This window comes from Kribbella sp. VKM Ac-2566, assembly GCF_004366005.1.
GTDB classification, from domain to species: domain Bacteria; phylum Actinomycetota; class Actinomycetes; order Propionibacteriales; family Kribbellaceae; genus Kribbella; species Kribbella pratensis.
In genome coordinates this window covers 570,394-587,780 of record NZ_SODT01000014.1, presented here as the reverse complement: position 1 = coordinate 587,780, position 17,387 = coordinate 570,394, and the positions used below count along the sequence as shown (strand labels likewise).

The 17,387-nt window shown below is 67.8% G+C and carries 22 protein-coding genes; 8 read left to right on the top strand and 14 right to left on the bottom strand.

Annotation, left to right across the window (positions count from 1 at the left end; translation table 11 throughout):
* Positions 1-36: 36 nt before the first annotated feature.
* The 3 genes from EV647_RS36735 to EV647_RS36725 all read left to right on the top strand — a co-directional run bounded on the left by EV647_RS36735 (position 37) and on the right by EV647_RS36725 (position 2,566).
* Positions 37-963 carry a glutamate ABC transporter substrate-binding protein gene (locus EV647_RS36735; protein ID WP_134011345.1) on the top strand — a complete coding sequence of 309 codons (927 nt, stop codon included), beginning with the start codon at positions 37-39 and terminating at the stop codon, positions 961-963.
* Between the two features lie 86 nt (positions 964-1,049).
* Entirely contained in the window at positions 1,050-1,697 is a 648-nt protein-coding gene (locus EV647_RS36730) for an amino acid ABC transporter permease (protein WP_134011343.1), read from the top strand.
* Positions 1,697-2,566, top strand: a complete 870-nt coding sequence (locus tag EV647_RS36725; protein WP_134011341.1) for an amino acid ABC transporter permease — start codon at positions 1,697-1,699, stop codon at positions 2,564-2,566. Before EV647_RS36730 ends, EV647_RS36725 begins: the two co-directional genes overlap by 1 nt.
* 42 nt (positions 2,567-2,608) lie before the next feature.
* On the opposite strand, the gene EV647_RS36720 is transcribed toward EV647_RS36725, so the two are convergent.
* Complete coding sequence (locus tag EV647_RS36720; protein ID WP_134011339.1) at positions 2,609-3,898, bottom strand: aspartate aminotransferase family protein; 1,290 nt, start codon at positions 3,896-3,898, stop codon at positions 2,609-2,611.
* Between the two features lie 56 nt (positions 3,899-3,954).
* On the opposite strand from EV647_RS36720, the gene EV647_RS36715 reads away from it, so the two are divergent.
* The gene (locus EV647_RS36715) at positions 3,955-5,043 is read left to right on the top strand and encodes an LOG family protein (protein ID WP_202876448.1); all 1,089 of its coding nucleotides are present in this window, start codon (positions 3,955-3,957) and stop codon (positions 5,041-5,043) included.
* Here EV647_RS36715 and EV647_RS42300 read toward each other — a convergent pair.
* On the bottom strand, positions 5,036-5,236 hold the full coding sequence (locus tag EV647_RS42300; protein WP_370344639.1) for a GNAT family N-acetyltransferase: 201 nt from the start codon (positions 5,234-5,236) through the stop codon (positions 5,036-5,038). The two genes, EV647_RS36715 and EV647_RS42300, sit on opposite strands and share 8 nt — an antisense overlap.
* A gap of 28 nt (positions 5,237-5,264) precedes the next feature.
* Between EV647_RS42300 and EV647_RS42295 the strand changes: the two genes are divergently transcribed.
* Positions 5,265-5,405 carry a hypothetical protein gene (locus tag EV647_RS42295; protein WP_166680511.1) on the top strand — a complete coding sequence of 47 codons (141 nt, stop codon included), beginning with the start codon at positions 5,265-5,267 and terminating at the stop codon, positions 5,403-5,405.
* A gap of 100 nt (positions 5,406-5,505) precedes the next feature.
* Here EV647_RS42295 and pdxY read toward each other — a convergent pair whose 3' ends face one another.
* Entirely contained in the window at positions 5,506-6,357 is an 852-nt protein-coding gene (pdxY, locus tag EV647_RS36705) for a pyridoxal kinase PdxY (protein WP_134011333.1), read from the bottom strand.
* 121 nt (positions 6,358-6,478) lie between these two features.
* Between pdxY and EV647_RS36700 the strand changes: the two genes are divergently transcribed.
* A complete protein-coding gene (locus tag EV647_RS36700) occupies positions 6,479-7,177 on the top strand; it encodes an alpha/beta fold hydrolase (RefSeq protein ID WP_134011331.1) in 699 nt (232 codons plus the stop codon).
* Here the strand turns inward: EV647_RS36700 and EV647_RS43555 are convergent.
* The 5 genes from EV647_RS43555 to EV647_RS36675 form a co-directional block, all read right to left on the bottom strand.
* Positions 7,174-7,674 carry a DivIVA domain-containing protein gene (locus tag EV647_RS43555; protein ID WP_134011329.1) on the bottom strand — a complete coding sequence of 167 codons (501 nt, stop codon included), beginning with the start codon at positions 7,672-7,674 and terminating at the stop codon, positions 7,174-7,176. The genes EV647_RS36700 and EV647_RS43555 overlap by 4 nt on opposite strands.
* Positions 7,674-8,792, bottom strand: a complete 1,119-nt coding sequence (rlmN, locus tag EV647_RS36690; protein WP_134011327.1) for a 23S rRNA (adenine(2503)-C(2))-methyltransferase RlmN — start codon at positions 8,790-8,792, stop codon at positions 7,674-7,676. The genes EV647_RS43555 and rlmN overlap by 1 nt, the downstream gene beginning before the upstream one ends.
* Positions 8,793-8,825: 33 nt before the next feature.
* On the bottom strand, positions 8,826-9,143 hold the full coding sequence (locus EV647_RS36685) for a SelT/SelW/SelH family protein (RefSeq protein WP_134011325.1): 318 nt from the start codon (positions 9,141-9,143) through the stop codon (positions 8,826-8,828).
* Between the two features lie 93 nt (positions 9,144-9,236).
* A complete protein-coding gene (locus EV647_RS36680; RefSeq protein WP_134011323.1) occupies positions 9,237-9,905 on the bottom strand; it encodes a C39 family peptidase in 669 nt (222 codons plus the stop codon).
* A 96-nt stretch (positions 9,906-10,001) separates the two neighbouring features.
* Positions 10,002-10,898, bottom strand: coding sequence for an LLM class flavin-dependent oxidoreductase (locus EV647_RS36675; protein ID WP_202876437.1), 897 nt, complete (start codon positions 10,896-10,898; stop codon positions 10,002-10,004).
* A 62-nt stretch (positions 10,899-10,960) separates the two neighbouring features.
* Between EV647_RS36675 and EV647_RS36670 the strand changes: the two genes are divergently transcribed.
* Both EV647_RS36670 and EV647_RS36665 read left to right on the top strand, forming a co-directional pair.
* Positions 10,961-11,365 carry a MarR family winged helix-turn-helix transcriptional regulator gene (locus tag EV647_RS36670; RefSeq protein ID WP_134011321.1) on the top strand — a complete coding sequence of 135 codons (405 nt, stop codon included), beginning with the start codon at positions 10,961-10,963 and terminating at the stop codon, positions 11,363-11,365.
* A gap of 28 nt (positions 11,366-11,393) precedes the next feature.
* Positions 11,394-12,359 carry an LLM class flavin-dependent oxidoreductase gene (locus EV647_RS36665; protein WP_134011319.1) on the top strand — a complete coding sequence of 322 codons (966 nt, stop codon included), beginning with the start codon at positions 11,394-11,396 and terminating at the stop codon, positions 12,357-12,359.
* Here the strand turns inward: EV647_RS36665 and EV647_RS36660 are convergent.
* The 6 genes from EV647_RS36660 to rpsB form a co-directional block, all read right to left on the bottom strand.
* Complete coding sequence (locus EV647_RS36660; protein WP_134011317.1) at positions 12,349-12,939, bottom strand: GNAT family N-acetyltransferase; 591 nt, start codon at positions 12,937-12,939, stop codon at positions 12,349-12,351. The genes EV647_RS36665 and EV647_RS36660 overlap by 11 nt on opposite strands.
* The gene (locus EV647_RS36655) at positions 12,936-13,784 is read right to left on the bottom strand and encodes a phosphatidate cytidylyltransferase (RefSeq protein ID WP_134011316.1); all 849 of its coding nucleotides are present in this window, start codon (positions 13,782-13,784) and stop codon (positions 12,936-12,938) included. Before EV647_RS36655 ends, EV647_RS36660 begins: the two co-directional genes overlap by 4 nt.
* Entirely contained in the window at positions 13,784-14,338 is a 555-nt protein-coding gene (gene frr, locus EV647_RS36650; RefSeq protein WP_202876447.1) for a ribosome recycling factor, read from the bottom strand. Before frr ends, EV647_RS36655 begins: the two co-directional genes overlap by 1 nt.
* A 147-nt stretch (positions 14,339-14,485) precedes the next feature.
* Positions 14,486-15,247, bottom strand: coding sequence for a UMP kinase (gene pyrH, locus EV647_RS36645; RefSeq protein WP_130387683.1), 762 nt, complete (start codon positions 15,245-15,247; stop codon positions 14,486-14,488).
* A 64-nt stretch (positions 15,248-15,311) separates the two neighbouring features.
* Positions 15,312-16,130 carry a translation elongation factor Ts gene (gene tsf, locus EV647_RS36640; protein ID WP_134011312.1) on the bottom strand — a complete coding sequence of 273 codons (819 nt, stop codon included), beginning with the start codon at positions 16,128-16,130 and terminating at the stop codon, positions 15,312-15,314.
* Positions 16,131-16,275: 145 nt separating this feature from the next.
* Complete coding sequence (rpsB, locus tag EV647_RS36635) at positions 16,276-17,277, bottom strand: 30S ribosomal protein S2 (RefSeq protein WP_134011310.1); 1,002 nt, start codon at positions 17,275-17,277, stop codon at positions 16,276-16,278.
* Positions 17,278-17,387: the final 110 nt, after the last annotated feature.

The following is a 17,387-nucleotide window of genomic DNA, read 5'->3' as shown; positions in this document are numbered from 1 at the left end:
GCCGTACCCAGCAACGAAACGAAGGGGAACCTGATCATGAGAATGCGCACCCTCGTCGCCACCTGCGGCGTCGCAGCGCTCGCGCTGACCGCCGCCGCCTGTGGCAAGGACGAGCCGAGCGCCGGCGGCGGCAACAGCGGCGGCAACGCGACCGACTCCTGTGGCGAGCTGCACAAGTTCACCGCCGCGACCGGCGTGGACGTGCCCGGCAGCACGGCGTTCACCAAGATCAAGTCCGCCGGCAAGGTGACCGTCGGCGTCAAGGCCGACCAGCCGAACCTCGGCTACAAGGATGCCGACGGCAAGCGCTGCGGCTTCGACATCGAGGTGGCCCGGATGGTGGCGGCCGGCCTCGGCGTCGACCCGGACAAGATCGAGTACAAGGAGATCCCGTCCGCGAACCGCGAGACCGCGATCGCCGGTGGTGAGATCGACTACTACGTCGGCACCTACTCGATCACCGACAAGCGCAAGAAGCAGGTCTCGTTCGCCGGCCCGTACTTCATCGCCGGTCAGGACCTGCTGGTCCGCAAGAACGACCCCTCGATGGACGCCGGCAAGACCGCCCTGAAGGGCAAGAAGGTCTGCTCGGCGACCGGCTCGACCCCGATCCAGCGGGTCAAGGACGAGCAGCTGACCGAGGCGAGCAACATCTCCGAGTTCAAGACCTACTCGGAGTGCGTCTCGCAGCTGCTGGACAAGAAGGTCGACACGGTCACCACCGACGACGCGATCCTCAAGGGGTACGCCGCGACGGCGCCCGACGAGCTGCGCGTGGTCGGCAAGCCGTTCAGCACCGAGAAGTACGGTATCGGCCTGCCGCTGGCCGACAAGGCGCTGCGCGAGAAGGTGAACTCCATCCTGGAGACGTCGGCCTCCGACGGCACCTGGAAGGCGATCTACGGCGAGACGCTCGGCAAGTCGGGTTCGGACTCGACCCCGCCGCCGCTCGAGAAGTACTGATCCAGCAGCCGGCCGCGGTGTCCTCGACTGGGCTCCGCGGCCGGACTTTGTTCCTGTAGGCACAGGCAGGTAAGAGGAAGGTCGCGATGTTCTCGGTCCTCACCGACAACTGGCCGTTGTTCCGGGACGGCTTCTGGCTGACCATCAGGCTGTTCCTGGTGTCCGGCGTACTCAGCCTGATCATCGGCACCGTGCTCGGCGCGTTCCGCGTCTCCCCGGTGCCCGCGCTGCGCGGCTTCGGCACCGGCTACGTCAACATCCTGCGGAACACCCCGCTCACGCTGGTTTTCGCGTTCCTGTTCTTCGGCGCCGCCAAGATGGACCTCGCCCTGCCCAACCCGTTCTGGACCGCGGTCGGCGCGCTGACGATCTACACGTCGGCGTTCGTCTGCGAGGTGGTCCGGTCGGGCGTCAACACCATCGCTCCGGGCCAGTCCGAGGCGGCCCGCGCGGTCGGCATGTCGTTCTTCCAGGTGCTCACGATCGTGGTACTGCCGCAGGCCTTCCGGGCGATCATCCCGCCGTTGATGAGTGTCCTGATCGCCTTGCTGAAGAACACCACGATCGCGGCCGGCTTCTCGGTGGTGGAGGCCGGCTCGATCCCGGCAGCGATGTCCGAGCGCGGTGAGAACCAGCTGGTCACGCTGCTGTGGATCACGATCGGATTCCTGATCCTCATCGTGCCGCTGATCTTCCTGCAACGGTGGGCCGAACGACGGACGGCGGTAGCCTGATGAGCGCAGTTCTGTACGAGACGCCCGGGCCGCGCGCGAAGCTGCGGAACCGGATCTCCAACGTCGTGGTCCTGCTGGTGCTGCTCGGCGCGATCGCCTGGCTGATCCACCGGATGTACGCGTTCGGTCAGTTCGAGGGACGGCTCTGGCGGCAGTTCCAGTACTCGTCGATCCAGCGGCAGATGCTGGAAGGCCTGCTGAACACACTCAAGGCGGCCGGTCTCGCAGCCGTGCTGGCGATGCTGTTCGGCGCGGTGTTCGCCGCGGCCCGGATCAGCGACCACAAGTGGGTGCGGACGCCGGCGACCCTGATCGTGGAACTGTTCCGCGCGGTCCCGCTGCTGATCCTGATGTTCTACTTCTACTTCGGCAACATCCAGTTCGGCCTCGGGCTGAGCCCGTTCTGGGCGGTCGTCTTCGGTCTGACCCTGTACAACGGGTCGGTCCTCGCGGAGATCTTCCGGGCCGGCATCGCCGCCGTACCGAAGGGTCAGCGCGAGGCGGCGTACGCGCTCGGTCTGCGGAAGAACCAGGTCGTCCGAATGGTGCTGCTGCCGCAGGCCATCAGCGCGATGCTGCCGGCGATCGTCAGCCAGTTGGTCGTCCTGCTGAAGGACACCGCGCTCGGCTTCATCATCACGTACGGCGAGTTGCTGTACGTCGCGAAGCAGATGGGCGGCCGGCTCACGTACGGGTTCCCCTACATCCCGACGTACATCGTGACCGCGGTCATCTACATCGGTCTGTGTTCGCTGCTGTCGCTGCTGGCCCGCTACCTGGAGGGCCGCTCGAGGCGGCGCCGCAAGATCACCGGCGCCCCGCCACCACTGCCGCTGGCCAATGACCCGAGCGAAGGAGCTCCGGTCTGACAATCGATGGCCCCTCCAAGTGGAGGGGCCCTCGATTCTTGTTCAGCGCAGGGTGTTGAAGGAGTCGCGGATGATGTCGAGGGCTTCGGCGGCTTCTTCCTCGGTCAGGGTCATCGGGGGCGCCATGCGGAGGACGTTGCCGTAGAGGCCGCCCTTGCCGACCAGCAGGCCGCGGTTCTTGGTTTCCTGCTGGAGCTTGGCCGTCACCGCGGCGTCCGGGCTGTTGTCGTCCGGTTTGACCAGCTCGGCGGCGAGCATCAGACCCTTGCCGCGGACATCGCCGAGTTCGGGGAACTCGTCGGAGATGCCGCGCAGGCCGTCGACGAGTTGCGCTCCGCGCTTGGCCGCGTTCGCCTGCAGGTCCTTGTCGAGCAGGTAGTCGATCGTGGCCTTCGCCGCGCTGGTCGAGATCGGGTTGCCGCCGAACGTCGACAGCGAGTTCGCCTTGACGCTGTCCATCAGGTCGCCGCGCGCGACCACGCCGCCGATCGCGAACCCGTTCCCGAGGCCCTTCGCGAACGTCATCGCGTCTGGTACGACGCCGTGCGCCTGGATCCCCCAGAAGTGGTCGCCGGTGCGGCCCCATCCGGTCTGCACCTCGTCCGAGATGAACAGGATCCCGTACTCGTCCAGGACCTCCTTGAACGCGGCGTACAGACCGTCCGGCGGTGACGAGAACCCGCCGACGCCCTGGATCGGCTCCGCGATCATGCAGGCGACGTCGCCGGCTGTCGTGGTCTCGATGACGTTGCGCAGGTCATCGGTGCAGACCTTGATGTACTCCGCGTCGGGCAGGTCGCGGAACGGGCTGCGGTAGCGGTACGCGCCCTGCACGTACTGCACGTTCACCGGCGACAGGCTGCTCGCGGACCAACCGCGGTTGCCGGTGATCGCAACGGTGCCGAACGCGCGGCCGTGATACGAGTTGCGCATCGCCAGCACCTGGTTGGAGCGGCGGTTCTGGGTGGCGAGCAGGAGGGCCGTCTCGTTCGCCTCGGTGCCCGAGTTGGCGAAGAACACCTTCGCGTCCGGGATCCCGGACAGCTCGGCGATCTGCTCGGCCAGCTCGATCTGCTGGCGGATCAGGTACACCGTCGAGGTGTGCGCGATCCCGGACGCCAACTGCTCCCGCACCGCATCGGAGATCTCCGCGATGTCGTACCCGATCGCGTTGGTCAGGATGCCGGCGAAGAAGTCGAGGTACGTGTTCCCCTCACCGTCGGTGACCCGGCGGCCGGACCCCCGCACGATCTCGATCGGCTCCTCGTAGTACAACGCGAGCCAAGCCGGCATAACGGCCTTGTGACGCTCCCAGAGCTCCGCATGTGTCATGCCCTAAGCATTACCTCAGCCGATAGCAGGCGTCTATTAGTGTGCTCTCCGTGACAATGCCGAGCATTCCGCACGTGGACATCGAGTCGTTGGAGCAGTTCGACCGGCTGCTGGCAGCGGGGGCCACCGCGATGGCCGGGTGGCGGGTGGAGTCGGTGGATCTGACTGGCCGTACGGCGGAACTCCTCGGGCTGCAGCCGACCGGCTCGGTGTTCCTCGGCTGCGTGCTGGAGGACAAGGCCGACGCGTGGGTCCGGGACGGCGGCGGGCTGGTGTTCCCGGCGATCCCCGAGTTGCCGTTCGACGCGTACCGCGGGCGGCTGTACGACGCCGACGAGCTGTACGCCGGTCTCGAGAACGGGTACGACGCGACTCCGGACGCCCGGATTTACGCGTGGTCCCGTCAGCACGACGAGAAGGGCGATACGAGCCGTACGCTCGCCACCGCGCTCCACGACCACGCGATCGCGGATGCGTTGACAGAACTGCCCGACGACAAGCCGTGGGTCGGGGTGATGGGAGGTCACGGCGTACTGCGGGGCGACGGCAACTACCGCGCCGCCGTACTGCTCGGCCGTACGCTTGCCCGGCGCAACCACCTGGTCGTCACCGGCGGCGGGCCGGGCGCGATGGAGGCCGCCAACCTCGGTGCGTCACTGGCGTCGTACGACGATGCCGACGTCGACGCCGCGCTGACCGAGCTGGCCGCCGTACCGTCGTTCCGCCCGTCGATCGGCGCGTGGGCAGCGGCAGGGCTGGGCGTGCGGGCTCGGTTCCCCGGGAACGGCGGGGTGTCGATCCCGACGTGGTTCTACGGCCACGAGCCGCCCAACGTGTTCGCCGCCTCGATCGCGAAGTACTTCTCGAACGCCCAACGCGAAGACGTCCTCCTCGGCCGCGCCCGAGGCGGCATCATCTACCTCCCCGGCGCCGCCGGCACCGTCCAGGAGGTCTTCCAGGCGGTAACCCCCAACTACTACGGCGACGCAGCCACCCAGATCCCCCTCGTCCTCGTCGGCGTGGAGCACTGGACCGTGAAGCTGCCGGTGTGGCCGCTCCTCCAGTCCCTGGCCACCAACCGCCCCATGACCCACTCGATCCACTTGGTCGACACCATCGATGAGGCAGCCTCGTTGGTCAGCTGAGCCTCTTCGTCAGCTTGACGTCCTCCTCCTCGAAGCCGAGCTGGTTGTAGAACGTACGGGCGTTGGTGTTGGCGGCGCCGGTGTCCAAGGTGATCGACCTCAGGCCCTGCTGCCTCGCGTGGTCGGTGACTGCTTCCATCAGCGCACGACCGATTCCACGGCCCTCGTAGGGTTGAGCGACCACCAAACTCACCGACGTACAGCTCGCGGTCGCCGGACCAGTGGGCGCGTTGCTCGCCGGCGACGAAGCCTGTGATGTCGTCGCCGTCCTCGGCAACGAACACGAAGCGTCCGGGTTCCCCGGCACGGTGCAGGGCTTCAACTACCCATCCGATGACGGCTGCAAGCACACCCTCGGGTGAGCGCCAGGGCGCGACACCTTCGGTCAGGCGTGGGGCAAGGGCGAGGACGGCTGAGCGGTCTGCCTCTTCGTACCGGCGAATGTGCATGCCCTCAGTTTCGTCAGGCGACCCGGTGTGGCTTGAACTGCATCTGCGGGTTGGCGTACGCGTCCTGTGATTCGACGAGCTGCAACTCGCGCTCTCCCGACTCGTGGGTGTGCGTGAGCAGGTCGAAAACGCTCGAGGTCGTGCGCGCGAGCGCCTCCGCGAGATCACCCGTACGGCGGTAGTGCGCCGTGAAGAGCGCGGCCGTCACGTCACCCGAGCCGTTCGCCTTCATCGGGATGTACGGCGTCTGCACGAGCCACGCGCCGCTGTCGTCGACGGCCAGCATCTCGATCGTGCCGTCCTCGCGATCGGGACGCTCGACGCTGGTGACGAGCACCGTGCGCGGCCCGGTCGCGCGGACCAGCTCCACCGAGGCCAGTGTGGACTCGAGCGTGTCCGGCTCGGTGCCGGTCAGGAAACCCAGCTCGAACTGGTTGGGCGTGATGATGTCGGCTGCCGGAACCACCCGATCGCGCAGCAGCACCGGGATGGCGGGAGCGACGAAGCACCCGGACTTCGCGTTCCCCATCACCGGATCGCAGGAGTACACCGCCGCGGGATTGGCCGCCTTTACCCGCTCGACCGTCTCGAGGATCACGTCGGCGATTCCCTCGCCACCCTGATAGCCCGAGAGCACCACGTCGATCTGCGGAAGGACCCCGCGGTCCTCGATCCCCAGCAGAACCTCTCGTACGTCGTCAGGACTGATCATGGGACCACGCCACGCCCCGTAGCCGGTGTGGTTCGAGAAGTTCACCGTGTACACCGGCAGCACCTCCACACCGATGCGCTGAAGCGGAAACACAGCTGCCGAGTTACCCACATGCCCGAAGGCAACCGCCGACTGAATCGAGAGAATCTTCACCGCTCGATCATGCCCCACCGCGCCTTCGCCGACCGCCGCCACCCCCAGCCGGCCTGCCCCTCCGGACCGCCGTAGACGCATGCTGCGCAGTCTGTCGGTGGCGTGGTTTACGGTGCGCTGCATGGCGAATTTTGTGTTGGTGCCGGGGGCTTGGTTGGGGGCCTGGGCTTGGGATGACGTCGCGGGTGTGCTGCGGGACGAGGGGCATGACGTCTATCCAGTGACTCTGAGTGGGCTGGCCGAGCGGCGAGGACAGGACGCTGGGCAGCTGCAGCACGTCGAGGACATCGTGGCCGTGATCGAGGAGAACGATCTGCGGGAGGTTGTGCTTGCGGGGCACAGCTACGCCGGTGTCCCGGTGGGACAGGCGGCGGGACGGATCGGGGACCGGTTGCGGCGGGTGGTGTACGTCGACTCGAACATCCCGACCCACGGGAAGTCCTTCGTGGACGGCTGGTCCCAGGAGGGTCAGGCCTGGGTTCGGGACCAGTTGGAGCAGTCCGGCGGTTACTGGCCACCCTTGACCGCGGAGGACTACGTCGGCCAGGACCTCTCCGACGAGTCCGTCGCGTTGATCCTGGAGCGCGGTACGCCGCATCCCGGCCGCTCGATCACCGAGCCGGCTCAGCTGACCAGGCCGATCGGCGAGCTGCCCACGACGTACATCAAGTGCCTGATGGACGGCGCGACGCCCTCGTCCTCGGTGGCCGAGCAGCTCACTTCCCCGTCCTGGGAGCTGGTGGAACTGAACACCGGCCACTGGCCGATGTTCTCCCAGCCCGCGGCGCTCGCAAAGACCCTCACCAAGGTGGACGCTTAGCTGAGCCATTCCTCGGCGGTGTCGAGGAAGGCGTCGACCTCTGCCACGTCGTACCCCTCGGTCAGCCGGACCGGCGTGAACTGGACATGCCGGATCTCGCGTACCGTCACCGGCCGCTTGACCGGTAGCCCGTTGACGGTTGCCATCAACCGGTCGATGAATTCGTCGACCTCGTACGGCGCGTAGCCTTCGCGCAACCGCACCGGCGTGAACAGCGGGGCCGTCCGCTCGCCGTTGACCGACCCGGACGGACGAGCCACCGGGCGATCGGGCAGCCAGCGCTCCGCCTCGGTCAGGAAGTCGTCGACCTCGTCGGCCCGATAACCCGGGCCGAGCAACGGCGTACGGAAGGCAGCGTTCCGCAGGTCGTCCACGGTGACGTTCGGACCGACCGACCGGCGTTCGACCGTGGCGACTACGCGGTCGACGAACGCGTCGACCTCCCCGCGGTCGTAGCGGTCACCGAGCCGGCGCACGCTGAACGCGGGCTTCAGCATCAGGACTCGCTGGCGGCGAGCTGGCCGCAGGCGCCGTCGATCTCCTGACCGCGGGTGTCGCGGACCGTGACCGGGATCCCGCCGGCCTCGAGACGGCGGACGAACTCGCGCTCGTCGGCCGGGTCGGACGCGGTCCACTTCGAGCCCGGCGTCGGGTTCAGCGGGATCAGGTTGACGTGCACCCAGCCCCAGTCGCCGCGCGCGTTCAGCTTCTCGGCGAGCAGATCGGCCCGCCAGGCGTGGTCGTTGATGTCGCGGATCATCGCGTACTCGATCGAGACCCGCCGCTTCGTCTGCCGCGCGTACCCCCAGGCCGCGTCCAGCACCTCGTCGACCTTCCAGCGGTTGTTGATCGGCACCAGCTCGTCGCGCAGCTCGTCGTCCGGCGCGTGCAGCGACAGCGCGAGCGTGACCGGGATCCCCTCGGTCGCCAGCTGGTTGATCCGCGGCACCAGCCCGACCGTCGACACGGTCACACCGCGCGCCGAGATCCCGAGACCTTCCGGCGACGGATCCGTGAACCGCCGTACGGCGCCCATCACGGCCTTGTAGTTCGCCATCGGCTCGCCCATGCCCATGAACACGATGTTCGAGACGCGTCCCGGCCCGCCGGCGACCTCGCCGCGCGCGAGCGCCCGCGCACCGTCGACGACCTGCTCGACGATCTCCGCGGTCGTCATGTTGCGCGTCAGACCGCCCTGACCGGTGGCGCAGAACGGACAGGCCATCCCGCAGCCGGCCTGGGACGACACGCACATCGTCACGCGGCCCGGGTACCGCATCAGGACCGACTCGACGAGCGAACCGTCGAGCAGCTTCCACAGCGTCTTGCGGGTCTCGCCGTTGTCGCACTCCAGGTCGCGAACCCGGGTGAGCAGCGGCGGCATCAGGTCGGCGACGAGCTTGTCGCGGGTCGCCGCCGGCAGGTCGGTCATCTCGGCCGGGTCGGACACCAGCCGGGAGAAGTAGTGGTTGGACAGCTGCTTGGCCCGGAACGCGGGCTCGCCCAGCGCCTCGACCGCCGTACGCCGTTCCTCCCCGGTGAGATCGGCCAGGTGCCGCGGCGGCTTCTTGGCACGGCGCGGCTCATCGAACACAAGGGGAAGGGAAGTAGACATAACCGACCTATTGTCGCCCGCCGGTACGGCGCTTCACAAATTCACATCTCCGGCGTGCTGCGGATCACTCTCCTTGCGGTCCGAGTGGCCGAGCTTGCGGTCCGCCGCGATCCGGTCACGGACCATCTGCTTCAGCAGCGGGATCTCGGCGAATCCACCCTCCGCCTTCCGCGACCACAACAGCTCCCCGTCGAGGCTGACGTCGAACACTCCCCCTGTCCCCGGGACGAGCGCCACCTCCCCCAGTTCCTTCGGGAACGTGGTCAGCAGCTCCTGAGCGGTCCACGCCGCGCGCATCAACCACCGGCACTGCGTGCAGTACTCGATCTCCAACCGCGGCGCTCGACTCACACGCACCAGTATCGCTGACCCGCCTCTCCCAACTTTGAGAAGCCACCGACCATTCTCGGGGCGGCGAAATGATCGGTGGCTTCTCAAAGTTGCTCAGGCCGAGTAGCCCTTGGGCGGGATGAGGGTGGCCAGTTGGTTGAAGGTGAGCCAGTACGTCGCCGTGGGGGCGAAGCCGGCCGGGTCGGCGATGAGGACGGTCTGGTCGCTGTCGTCGTACCCGATCACCGTGAAGTAGTGGTAGATCGTGTAGTTCGGGTAGCCCGGCGGGTGGTTGCCGGCCGGGGCGACGATGTTGGCGACGATCGGGTAGTTGTTGTCGATGTCCAGTACGACGTCCCGCCAGAGCAGGTCGCGCTGCGCCTGGGTGGGCGGGTCGTTCGGCATCTCCTTGGTCTCGTACCAGCCGGTGCCGAGGTGGTTGTTGAGCACCCTGGTGACCTGGCCGATCCAGTCGGTGCCGTTGGTTGTGGTCGGCAACTCGTTGGCCAGTTGCTGCTGGCTCGGCGGCGAGATCCGCGCCGAGAGCGCGATCCGGGTTGCGGCCGGGCCGCACCAGTAGCCGGTCTGCTGGTACTGGAAGTCGATGTTCAGCGTCTTGACGGTCTGCGTCGAGTAGCCGAGCTTCGGGACCGGCTTGCTCGCCGCGACCGCTTCGGCCGAGACGGTCTGCGGTACGGCGCCGGCCGCGTTCAGCGGAAGCACCGCGGCCGCAATCAGGGCGAGACCGCTCAGAGCGGCCTTGAACTTCGTGGTGGGAATCATGTCAGCTCCTCACTGGACGACCGGGGCGGGTCATCCTTGTTTGATACTGACACGGCGCGTTGAGTCGTGGTGAAAAAATCACCACTGGTTTCCAGCTCAGTGGAAAGGGTCGATGATTTCGCGAACCAACCAGCGCACGGCGCGTTCCGGGTACGGGCGGGGCAGCGAGAGCACGATGTGATCGAAGCCGAGTTCAACGGCTTTTCGTACGATCTCCCGGGTCTCGGCCGGGGCGTCGTACGAGACGATCTGCTGCAGCGAGCGGCTGATCGTCGACGGGTCCCGTCCGATCCGCTCGCATTCCGCGTCCAAACGGCGTACGCGATCGGCAATGACGCCGAAGTCGACATGCGGCGGGCCGCTGATGTTCCAGGTGTCGGCGTACTCCGCGACGAGGCGCAGCATGCGGTTGCCCCAACCGCCGATCAGGAGCGGCGGGCCACCTTGCTGGACCGGCTTCGGCGCGTTGCGATTCCGCTCCAGCGTGTAATACCGGCCGTGGAAGTCGAACTCGTCCTCGGTCCACATCCGGCGCAGGATCTCGATCGTCTCGCGCAGCCGGTCGATGCCCTCCCCCGGAGGGACGAGCGTCAACCCGTAGGCGGCGTACTCCTCGATCGCGGGATTCGGGCCGGGGATGCCGCTCTGGCCGGCTGGTTGGTGGGTGCCTCCGGCGCCGAGGCCCATGATCAGCCGGCCGCCGGAGATCACGTCCAGCGTGCTGGCGATCTTGCCGAGGACGGCCGGCGGGCGGATCCGGTTGCTGGTGACGAGGAGGCCGAGGCGGAGTCGCGTGGTTTGCGCGGCGAGCGCGGTCAGCAGGGTCCAGCCCTCGAGTACGTCGCCGTCCTTCGGGCCGGCGAGCGGGAGGAAGTGGTCCCAGAGCCAGGCGTCGCGGATCTGCGGCACCTCGTCGGCCTCGAGCCAGACGCGGCGGATCTCGGCGTACGGGACATGCATCGGGGTGGTCTTCAGACCGAAGGTCGGTTCCATAATCGTCAGGATAGCTGATGATCAGCGATCCTGACGATCAGTAACCCGGTAGATTTGACGGTATGGCGTCCGACCGGCTGGGGTACCTGCTCAAACACGTCCTCGCGCAGCTCACCGAGGCGCAGACGTCGGCGTTGGCGCCGCACGGCCTGAACGGGCGTGATCTGGCGGTGCTGGCGGCGATCGTGTCCGGTGAACCGCTCTCGCAGCTCGAGGTCGCCGCGCGACTGCGGGTGGACCGGACGTCCATCGGCGATCTGCTGGACGGTCTCGAGGAACGTGGCTTCGTCGAACGCCGGCGCAGCCCGGAGGATCGGCGCCGGAACGTCGTCGTCCTGACGCCACTGGGCGAGTCCACATTCGAGACCGCGGAGCGAATCCGCTTGGAGGTGGAAGAGGAGTTCCTCGCTCCCCTCTCCTCCGCTGATCGTTTCCGCGACGACCTGCGGCTGCTGCTCGGGGAATGAGTGCTCTGGTGGGCAGGTTGGACTCTGCATGCTTTCCGTCCCGCTGTCAGTTCTAGACCGCTCCCGGACGCGTGTAGGCGAGACCGAGGCGGAGACGCTGCGCGCGACCGTGGAGCTGGCGCAGCGGGTGGAAGAGCTTGGCTACAAGCGTTTCTGGGTGTCGGAGCACCACAGCGTGCCAGGAGTGGTCGGCTCTGCGCCGACGGTGCTGGCCGCGGCTGTTGCCGCTCGCACTGATCGGATCCGCGTCGGCACCGGCGGGGTGATGCTGCCGAACCACAAGCCACTGGTAGTCGCGGAGCAGTTCGGCGTACTCGAGTCGCTGTACCCGGGCCGGATCGACATGGGTCTCGGCCGCTCGGTCGGCTTCACCAACGGCGTACGGCGGGCGCTCGGTGTCGAGAAGGACGCAGCGGACGACTTCACTGCGCAGGTCCAGGAGCTCCTGGGGTATCTGGCCGGTACGTCGACCGACCAGGTTCATGCGCGACCGGGTGAGGGACTGCGCATCCCGCCGTTCGTTCTGGCTGTCGGCGAAGGCGCGACGATCGCGGCGTCGCTGGGGCTGCCCGTGGTGCTGGCTGCGCGCTCGGACTCGGCCGACCTGCTCAAGGAATATCGGAGCACATTCCGGCCGTCCGCGTGGGCGTCGGAGCCGTACGTCATCCTCGCTGTCACCGCTGCGGTAGCTGACTCCTCTGATGCGGCACGAGAGCTCTTGTTGCCGGAGGCATGGGCCAGTGCGTACTCACGTACGCGGGGCGTGTTCCCTCCGCTGCAGCCCGACGTACCGGAGGAAATGACCGCGCGCGAGCAGGAGTTCTTCGAGAACGCGCTCCGCGGTCAGATCTACGGCACGCCGGCCGACGTCGACGAGGCGCTCGCCGACGTGGTACGCCGCACCGCTGCCGACGAACTGCTGATCACCACGAACACCTACGACCGCGCCGCACTCCTGGCGACCTACGCGGCGCTGGCGAAGCTCACCGGCTGATCCGGTCCTCGAGCCGCTTGCGCACGTCCGGCCACTCGTCTGCCAGGATCGAGAACACCACCGTGTCCCGGAACGAGCCGTCGGCCAACAGCATGTGCCGCCGCAGCACGCCCTCGCGGGTCGCCCCGAGCTTCGCGATCGCCGCCTGCGACCGGGTGTTCTTCGAGCCGGTCTGGATCTTCACGCGCCCGAATCCACACGTCTCGAAGGCATGCTCGAGCAGCAGGAGCTTCGTCGCCGGATTGACGGCCGTCCCCCAGACTGCCGGCGCGTAGCCGGTCCACCCGAGGTGGATCCGCTCGTTGACGACGTCGACGTCGCCGAGGCTCGACGTACCGACGACGGTGCCGTCGGCAACCAGGCGGACGACGTACGCGAACCGCTTGGCCGCGGCCGGGATCCACTGCGCGCGCATGTCCTCCGCGCTGGTGGGCATCGCGGCGGGGCCGCCGCCGAAGCCGCCCGCGTACACCTGCTCGTTGGCGATCGCGGCGTACAGCTCGTCGATGTCGGACTCCTGCATCCGGTCCAGGCGTACGACGTCGCCGACCAGGGAGCGTCCGTCCGGTGCGACCGTCATGCCTTCACCAGCAGGTGCAGGAGGAGCCAGACGACCGGCGCGGTCGCGAGCAGCGAGTCCAGCCGGTCCATGACGCCGCCGTGGCCGGGCAGCAGATTCGACATGTCCTTGATCCCCAGGTCGCGCTTGATCATCGATTCTCCGAGGTCACCGACCGTCGCGGTCAGCACTGCGACCGCGCCGACGATCGCACCGACCCACCAGTGACCGTCCAGCAGGAAGACAACCGCGGCGATGCCGCCGCCGATGCACGCGAGCACCGAGCCGGTGAAACCCTCCCAGGATTTCTTCGGGCTGATCGTCGGCGCCATCGGGTGCTTGCCGAACAGCACACCGGCCGCGTAACCGCCGACGTCACTGGCGACGACGACCACGAAGAACGTGACCACCCGTCCGGGTCCGTCCGCCTCCGGCTGGACCAGCAGGATCGCGAACCCGGCCAGCAACGGTACGTAGCCGATCAGGAACACCCCGGCGGTCACGTCCCGGACGAACCCGACCGACCCACCCGGCATCCGCCAGAAGATCGTCCCGAGCACCGTGATCCCGAGCGCGACGAGCAGTGCCATCGGTCCACCGAAGTACGCCGCCACCAGCATCGCCGTCGTACCGGCGAACAGCGGGATTCGCGGGATGACCGCCCCGCCGGTGCGTAGCGCCTTGATCATCTCGTCGACGGCAACCAGCACGACGGCCAGCACCAGGACGGTGAACAGGACTTTCTGCCAGTACAGCGATCCGAGGATCAGCGCGCCGAGCCCGACCCCCACCGCGATCGCCGCGGGCAGATTGCGCCCGGCACGGCTCGGGCTGGGACTCGGCGCAGGCGTGCTGTCGACGCCCATCACACCTCGAGCAGTTCGGCTTCCTTGTGCTTGAGCAGGTCGTCGATGGAGTCGACGAACTTCTTCGTCAACCCGTCGAGCCGCTTCTCAGCACTCTTGCCCTCGTCCTCGCCGGCTTCCCCGTCCTTGACAGTCTTGTGCACCTGGTCCATGGCGTGCCGGCGGATGTTGCGGACCGAGACCTTGGCCTCCTCGGCCTTGGTCTTCGCGACCTTGATGTACTCCTTGCGGCGCTCCTCGGTCAGCGCCGGCATCACGACCCGGATGATCGAGCCGTCGTTGCCCGGGTTCACACCCAGGTCCGAGTCGCGGATCGCCTTCTCGATCGCCGCCATCGCACCCTTGTCGTACGGCGAGATCAGCACGGTCCGGGGCTCCGGCACCTGGAACCCGGCCAGCTGCTGCAGCGGGGTCGGGCTGCCGTAGTAGTCGGCCAGAATGCCGGCGAACATCTGCGGGTGCGCCCGGCCGGTGCGGATCGCGGCGAAGTCGTCCTTCGCAACCTCCACGGCCTTCGACATCTTCTGCTCGGCATCGCGGAGAGCTTCGTCGATCACGACATTCCTCGCTTCCTCTGGGCCACCTCGGCGCGGCCACAACTTCTACCCTACGAACGCAGGTCTACCAGATAACGGACATCCACCCGTGTCCGACGATCCTAGTCGTACGGGCGGGGTACCGAGAACGCCGGGTACGCCGGGTTACTGCCCCCGGGAGACGACCGTGCCGATCTTCTCGCCGTGGATCACCCGGGCGATGTTGCCTTCCTCGAGACCGAAGATCACGATCGGCAGCGCGTTGTCGCGGGCCAGGCTGATCGCGGTCGCGTCCGCGACCCGGAGTCCGCGGGCCAGGAAGTCGTCGTACGACAGCTGGTCGAACTTCACCGCGTCCGGGTTCTTCTTCGGGTCGGAGTCGTAGACGCCGTCAACACCCTGCTTGCCCATCAGCAGCGCCTCGGCGCCGACCTCCAGCGCGCGCTGGGCGGCGACCGTGTCGGTGGAGAAGTACGGCATACCGGAGCCGGCGCCGAAGATGACCACGCGCCCCTTCTCCAGGTGCCGCTCGGCCTTGCGCGGGATGTACGGCTCGGCGACCTGGCCCATCGTGATCGCGGTCTGCACCCGCGTCTCGATGCCGAGCTTCTCCAGGAAGTCCTGCAGCGCCAGGCAGTTCATCACGGTTCCGAGCATGCCCATGTAGTCGGCCCGGTTCCGCTCCATGCCGCGCTGCTGGAGCTCGGCGCCGCGGAAGAAGTTCCCGCCGCCGACCACGACGGCGACCTGCACGCCCGCCCGCGCCACGTCCGCGATCTGCTTGGCGATCGAGTTCACCACGTCGGGGTCGACGCCGAGCTTGCCGCCGCCGAACACCTCCCCGGACAGTTTCAGCAGCACGCGGTGGTAGGCGGGCGAGGACGGCGAAGAGGCCGGACTCGTCTCGGTACCCAGGGTTTCCGTCACGATTCCGGCCTCCTCGTTCGTTGCCTTGTGCTTCGTTGCCTGTGCGCTCAGATCCTTCGCGGGATCAGGCGCCGACCTCGAAGCGGGCGAACCGCTTCACGGTGACACCGGCGGCGTCGAGCACGGCCTTCACGGTCTTCTTGTTCTCCGTGACCGACGGCTGCTCGAGCAGCACGACGTCCTTGAAGAAGCCGTTGACCCGGCCCTCGACGATCTTCGGCAGGGCGCCTTCCGGCTTGCCCTCCTCGCGCGCGGTGGCCTCGGCGATCCGCTTCTCGTTCTCGACCGTCTCGGCCGGGACCTCGTCGCGGGTGGTGTACAGCGGGCGCATCGCGGCGGCCTGCATGGCGGCGCCACGGGCAGCCTCCACGTCGTCGCCCTCGAACTCGACCAGTACGCCGACCTGGGCCGGCAGATCCGCGGCGCGCTTGTGCATGTACGCCGTGACCTTGCCGTCGAAGACGGCGACCCGGCCGAGCTCCAGCTTCTCGCCGATGACCGCGGCCAGGGCCTCGATGTTCTCGGCGACCGACTTGCCGTCGGTCAGCTTCTCGTTGAGCAGGCCCTCCACGTCGCCGACCTTGCTCGCCGAGGCGTGCGCGACGATGTCGGCGGCCAACTGCTGGAACTGCTCGTTCTTGGCGACGAAGTCGGTCTCGCAGTTCAGCTGGACCAGAGCGTTCTCCGCCGCGGCCACGAGGCCGTTGGTGGCGGACCGCTCGGCGCCGCGCTTGGCTGCCTTGGCCGCGCCGTGGATGCGCAGCTCCTCGATCGCCTTCTCGAAGTCGCCGTCGGTGGTCTCGAGCGCCTTCTTCGCGTCCATCATGCCCGCGCCGGTGGCGTCGCGGAGCTTCTTCACGTCAGCGGCGGTGTAGTTCGCCATTCCTCGATCTCTCGTCTTGTCGATGCGTCAGCTAGTGGGACTCGGGCGGTCCGCCGGCCCTTGACCGGGCGGTACCCGGTGACGGACCGGCGAATGCGGTCCGGCGAGGGCCGCCCGGCGTGAACCGAGCGGCCCCGCAGGCAACTCAGGCCTCGTCGGACTTCTCGGAAGCCTCGGCCGGGTCGACCGGGACAACCGGGGTGTCGTCGGCCTTGGCGACGGTCTCCGCGACCGCACCGGACTCGGCGACCGGCGGCTGCTCGGCCACAGCGTCCGTGGCCTCCGCAGCGGCAACGGCCTCGGCGGTCTCCGTCGTGGCAGCCTCCGTCGTGGCAGCCTCCGTCTTGGCAGCTTCCGTCTTGGCAGTGCCGTTCTGGCTCTCCAGCAGCTCGCGCTCCCAGGCGGCCATCGGCTCTTCCTGGCCCAGCTCCTCGCCGGCGGCGGCGGAGCCCTGGCCGGAGCGGCCCATCAGGCCGTCGGCGACGGCGTCGGCGACGACCCGCGTGAGCAGGCCGACCGAGCGGATCGCGTCGTCGTTCCCCGGAATCGGGTAGTCGACCTCGTCCGGGTCGCAGTTGGTGTCCAGGATGCCGATGATCGGCAGCTTCAGCTTGCGCGCCTCGTCGACGGCGAGGTGCTCCTTCTTGGTGTCCACGATCCACACGGCGGCCGGAACCCGGGCCATGTCGCGGATACCGCCGAGGGTCTTGAGCAGCTTGTCGTGCTCGCGACGCTTCTGCAGCAGCTCCTTCTTGGTGACACCGGAGGCGGCGACGTCGTCGAAGTCGATGAGCTCGAGCTCCTTGAGCCGCTGCAGCCGCTTGTTCACCGTCTGGAAGTTGGTCAGCATGCCGCCCAGCCAGCGCTGGTTCACGTACGGCATCCCGACGCGGGTCGCCTGCTCGGCGATCGCTTCCTGGGCCTGCTTCTTGGTGCCGACGAACAGGATCGCCCCGCCCGACGCCACGGTGCTGCGCACGAACTCGTACGCGCGGTCGATGTAGGACAGCGACTGCTGCAGGTCGATGATGTAGATGCCGTTGCGCTCGGTGAGGATGTAGCGCTTCATCTTGGGGTTCCAGCGCCGGGTCTGGTGCCCGAAGTGCACGCCGCTCTCGAGCAGCTGCTTCATGGTCACGACGGCCATGAGGTCTCCTTATTGCGACCCGGATTGCGCTCCGGGTCTACTCGGTTGTCTCGCCACTGACCGGATGATCCGTGGCTCCTGATGCCCGTCGCGCGAATCCACCCGGATCG

Coding starts and splice junctions, on each gene's coding strand:
- EV647_RS36735 (WP_134011345.1), top strand. CDS start 37: ATGAGAATGCGCACCCTCGTCGCCACCTGCGGCGTCGCAGCGCTCGCG.
- EV647_RS36730 (WP_134011343.1), top strand. CDS start 1,050: ATGTTCTCGGTCCTCACCGACAACTGGCCGTTGTTCCGGGACGGCTTC.
- EV647_RS36725 (WP_134011341.1), top strand. CDS start 1,697: ATGAGCGCAGTTCTGTACGAGACGCCCGGGCCGCGCGCGAAGCTGCGG.
- EV647_RS36720 (WP_134011339.1), bottom strand. CDS start 3,898: ATGACACATGCGGAGCTCTGGGAGCGTCACAAGGCCGTTATGCCGGCT.
- EV647_RS36715 (WP_202876448.1), top strand. CDS start 3,955: ATGCCGAGCATTCCGCACGTGGACATCGAGTCGTTGGAGCAGTTCGAC.
- EV647_RS36700 (WP_134011331.1), top strand. CDS start 6,479: ATGGCGAATTTTGTGTTGGTGCCGGGGGCTTGGTTGGGGGCCTGGGCT.
- EV647_RS43555 (WP_134011329.1), bottom strand. CDS start 7,674: ATGCTGAAGCCCGCGTTCAGCGTGCGCCGGCTCGGTGACCGCTACGAC.
- rlmN (WP_134011327.1), bottom strand. CDS start 8,792: ATGTCTACTTCCCTTCCCCTTGTGTTCGATGAGCCGCGCCGTGCCAAG.
- EV647_RS36680 (WP_134011323.1), bottom strand. CDS start 9,905: ATGATTCCCACCACGAAGTTCAAGGCCGCTCTGAGCGGTCTCGCCCTG.
- EV647_RS36675 (WP_202876437.1), bottom strand. CDS start 10,898: ATGGAACCGACCTTCGGTCTGAAGACCACCCCGATGCATGTCCCGTAC.
- EV647_RS36670 (WP_134011321.1), top strand. CDS start 10,961: ATGGCGTCCGACCGGCTGGGGTACCTGCTCAAACACGTCCTCGCGCAG.
- EV647_RS36665 (WP_134011319.1), top strand. CDS start 11,394: ATGCTTTCCGTCCCGCTGTCAGTTCTAGACCGCTCCCGGACGCGTGTA.
- EV647_RS36660 (WP_134011317.1), bottom strand. CDS start 12,939: ATGACGGTCGCACCGGACGGACGCTCCCTGGTCGGCGACGTCGTACGC.
- EV647_RS36655 (WP_134011316.1), bottom strand. CDS start 13,784: ATGGGCGTCGACAGCACGCCTGCGCCGAGTCCCAGCCCGAGCCGTGCC.
- tsf (WP_134011312.1), bottom strand. CDS start 16,130: ATGGCGAACTACACCGCCGCTGACGTGAAGAAGCTCCGCGACGCCACC.
- rpsB (WP_134011310.1), bottom strand. CDS start 17,277: ATGGCCGTCGTGACCATGAAGCAGCTGCTCGAGAGCGGCGTGCACTTC.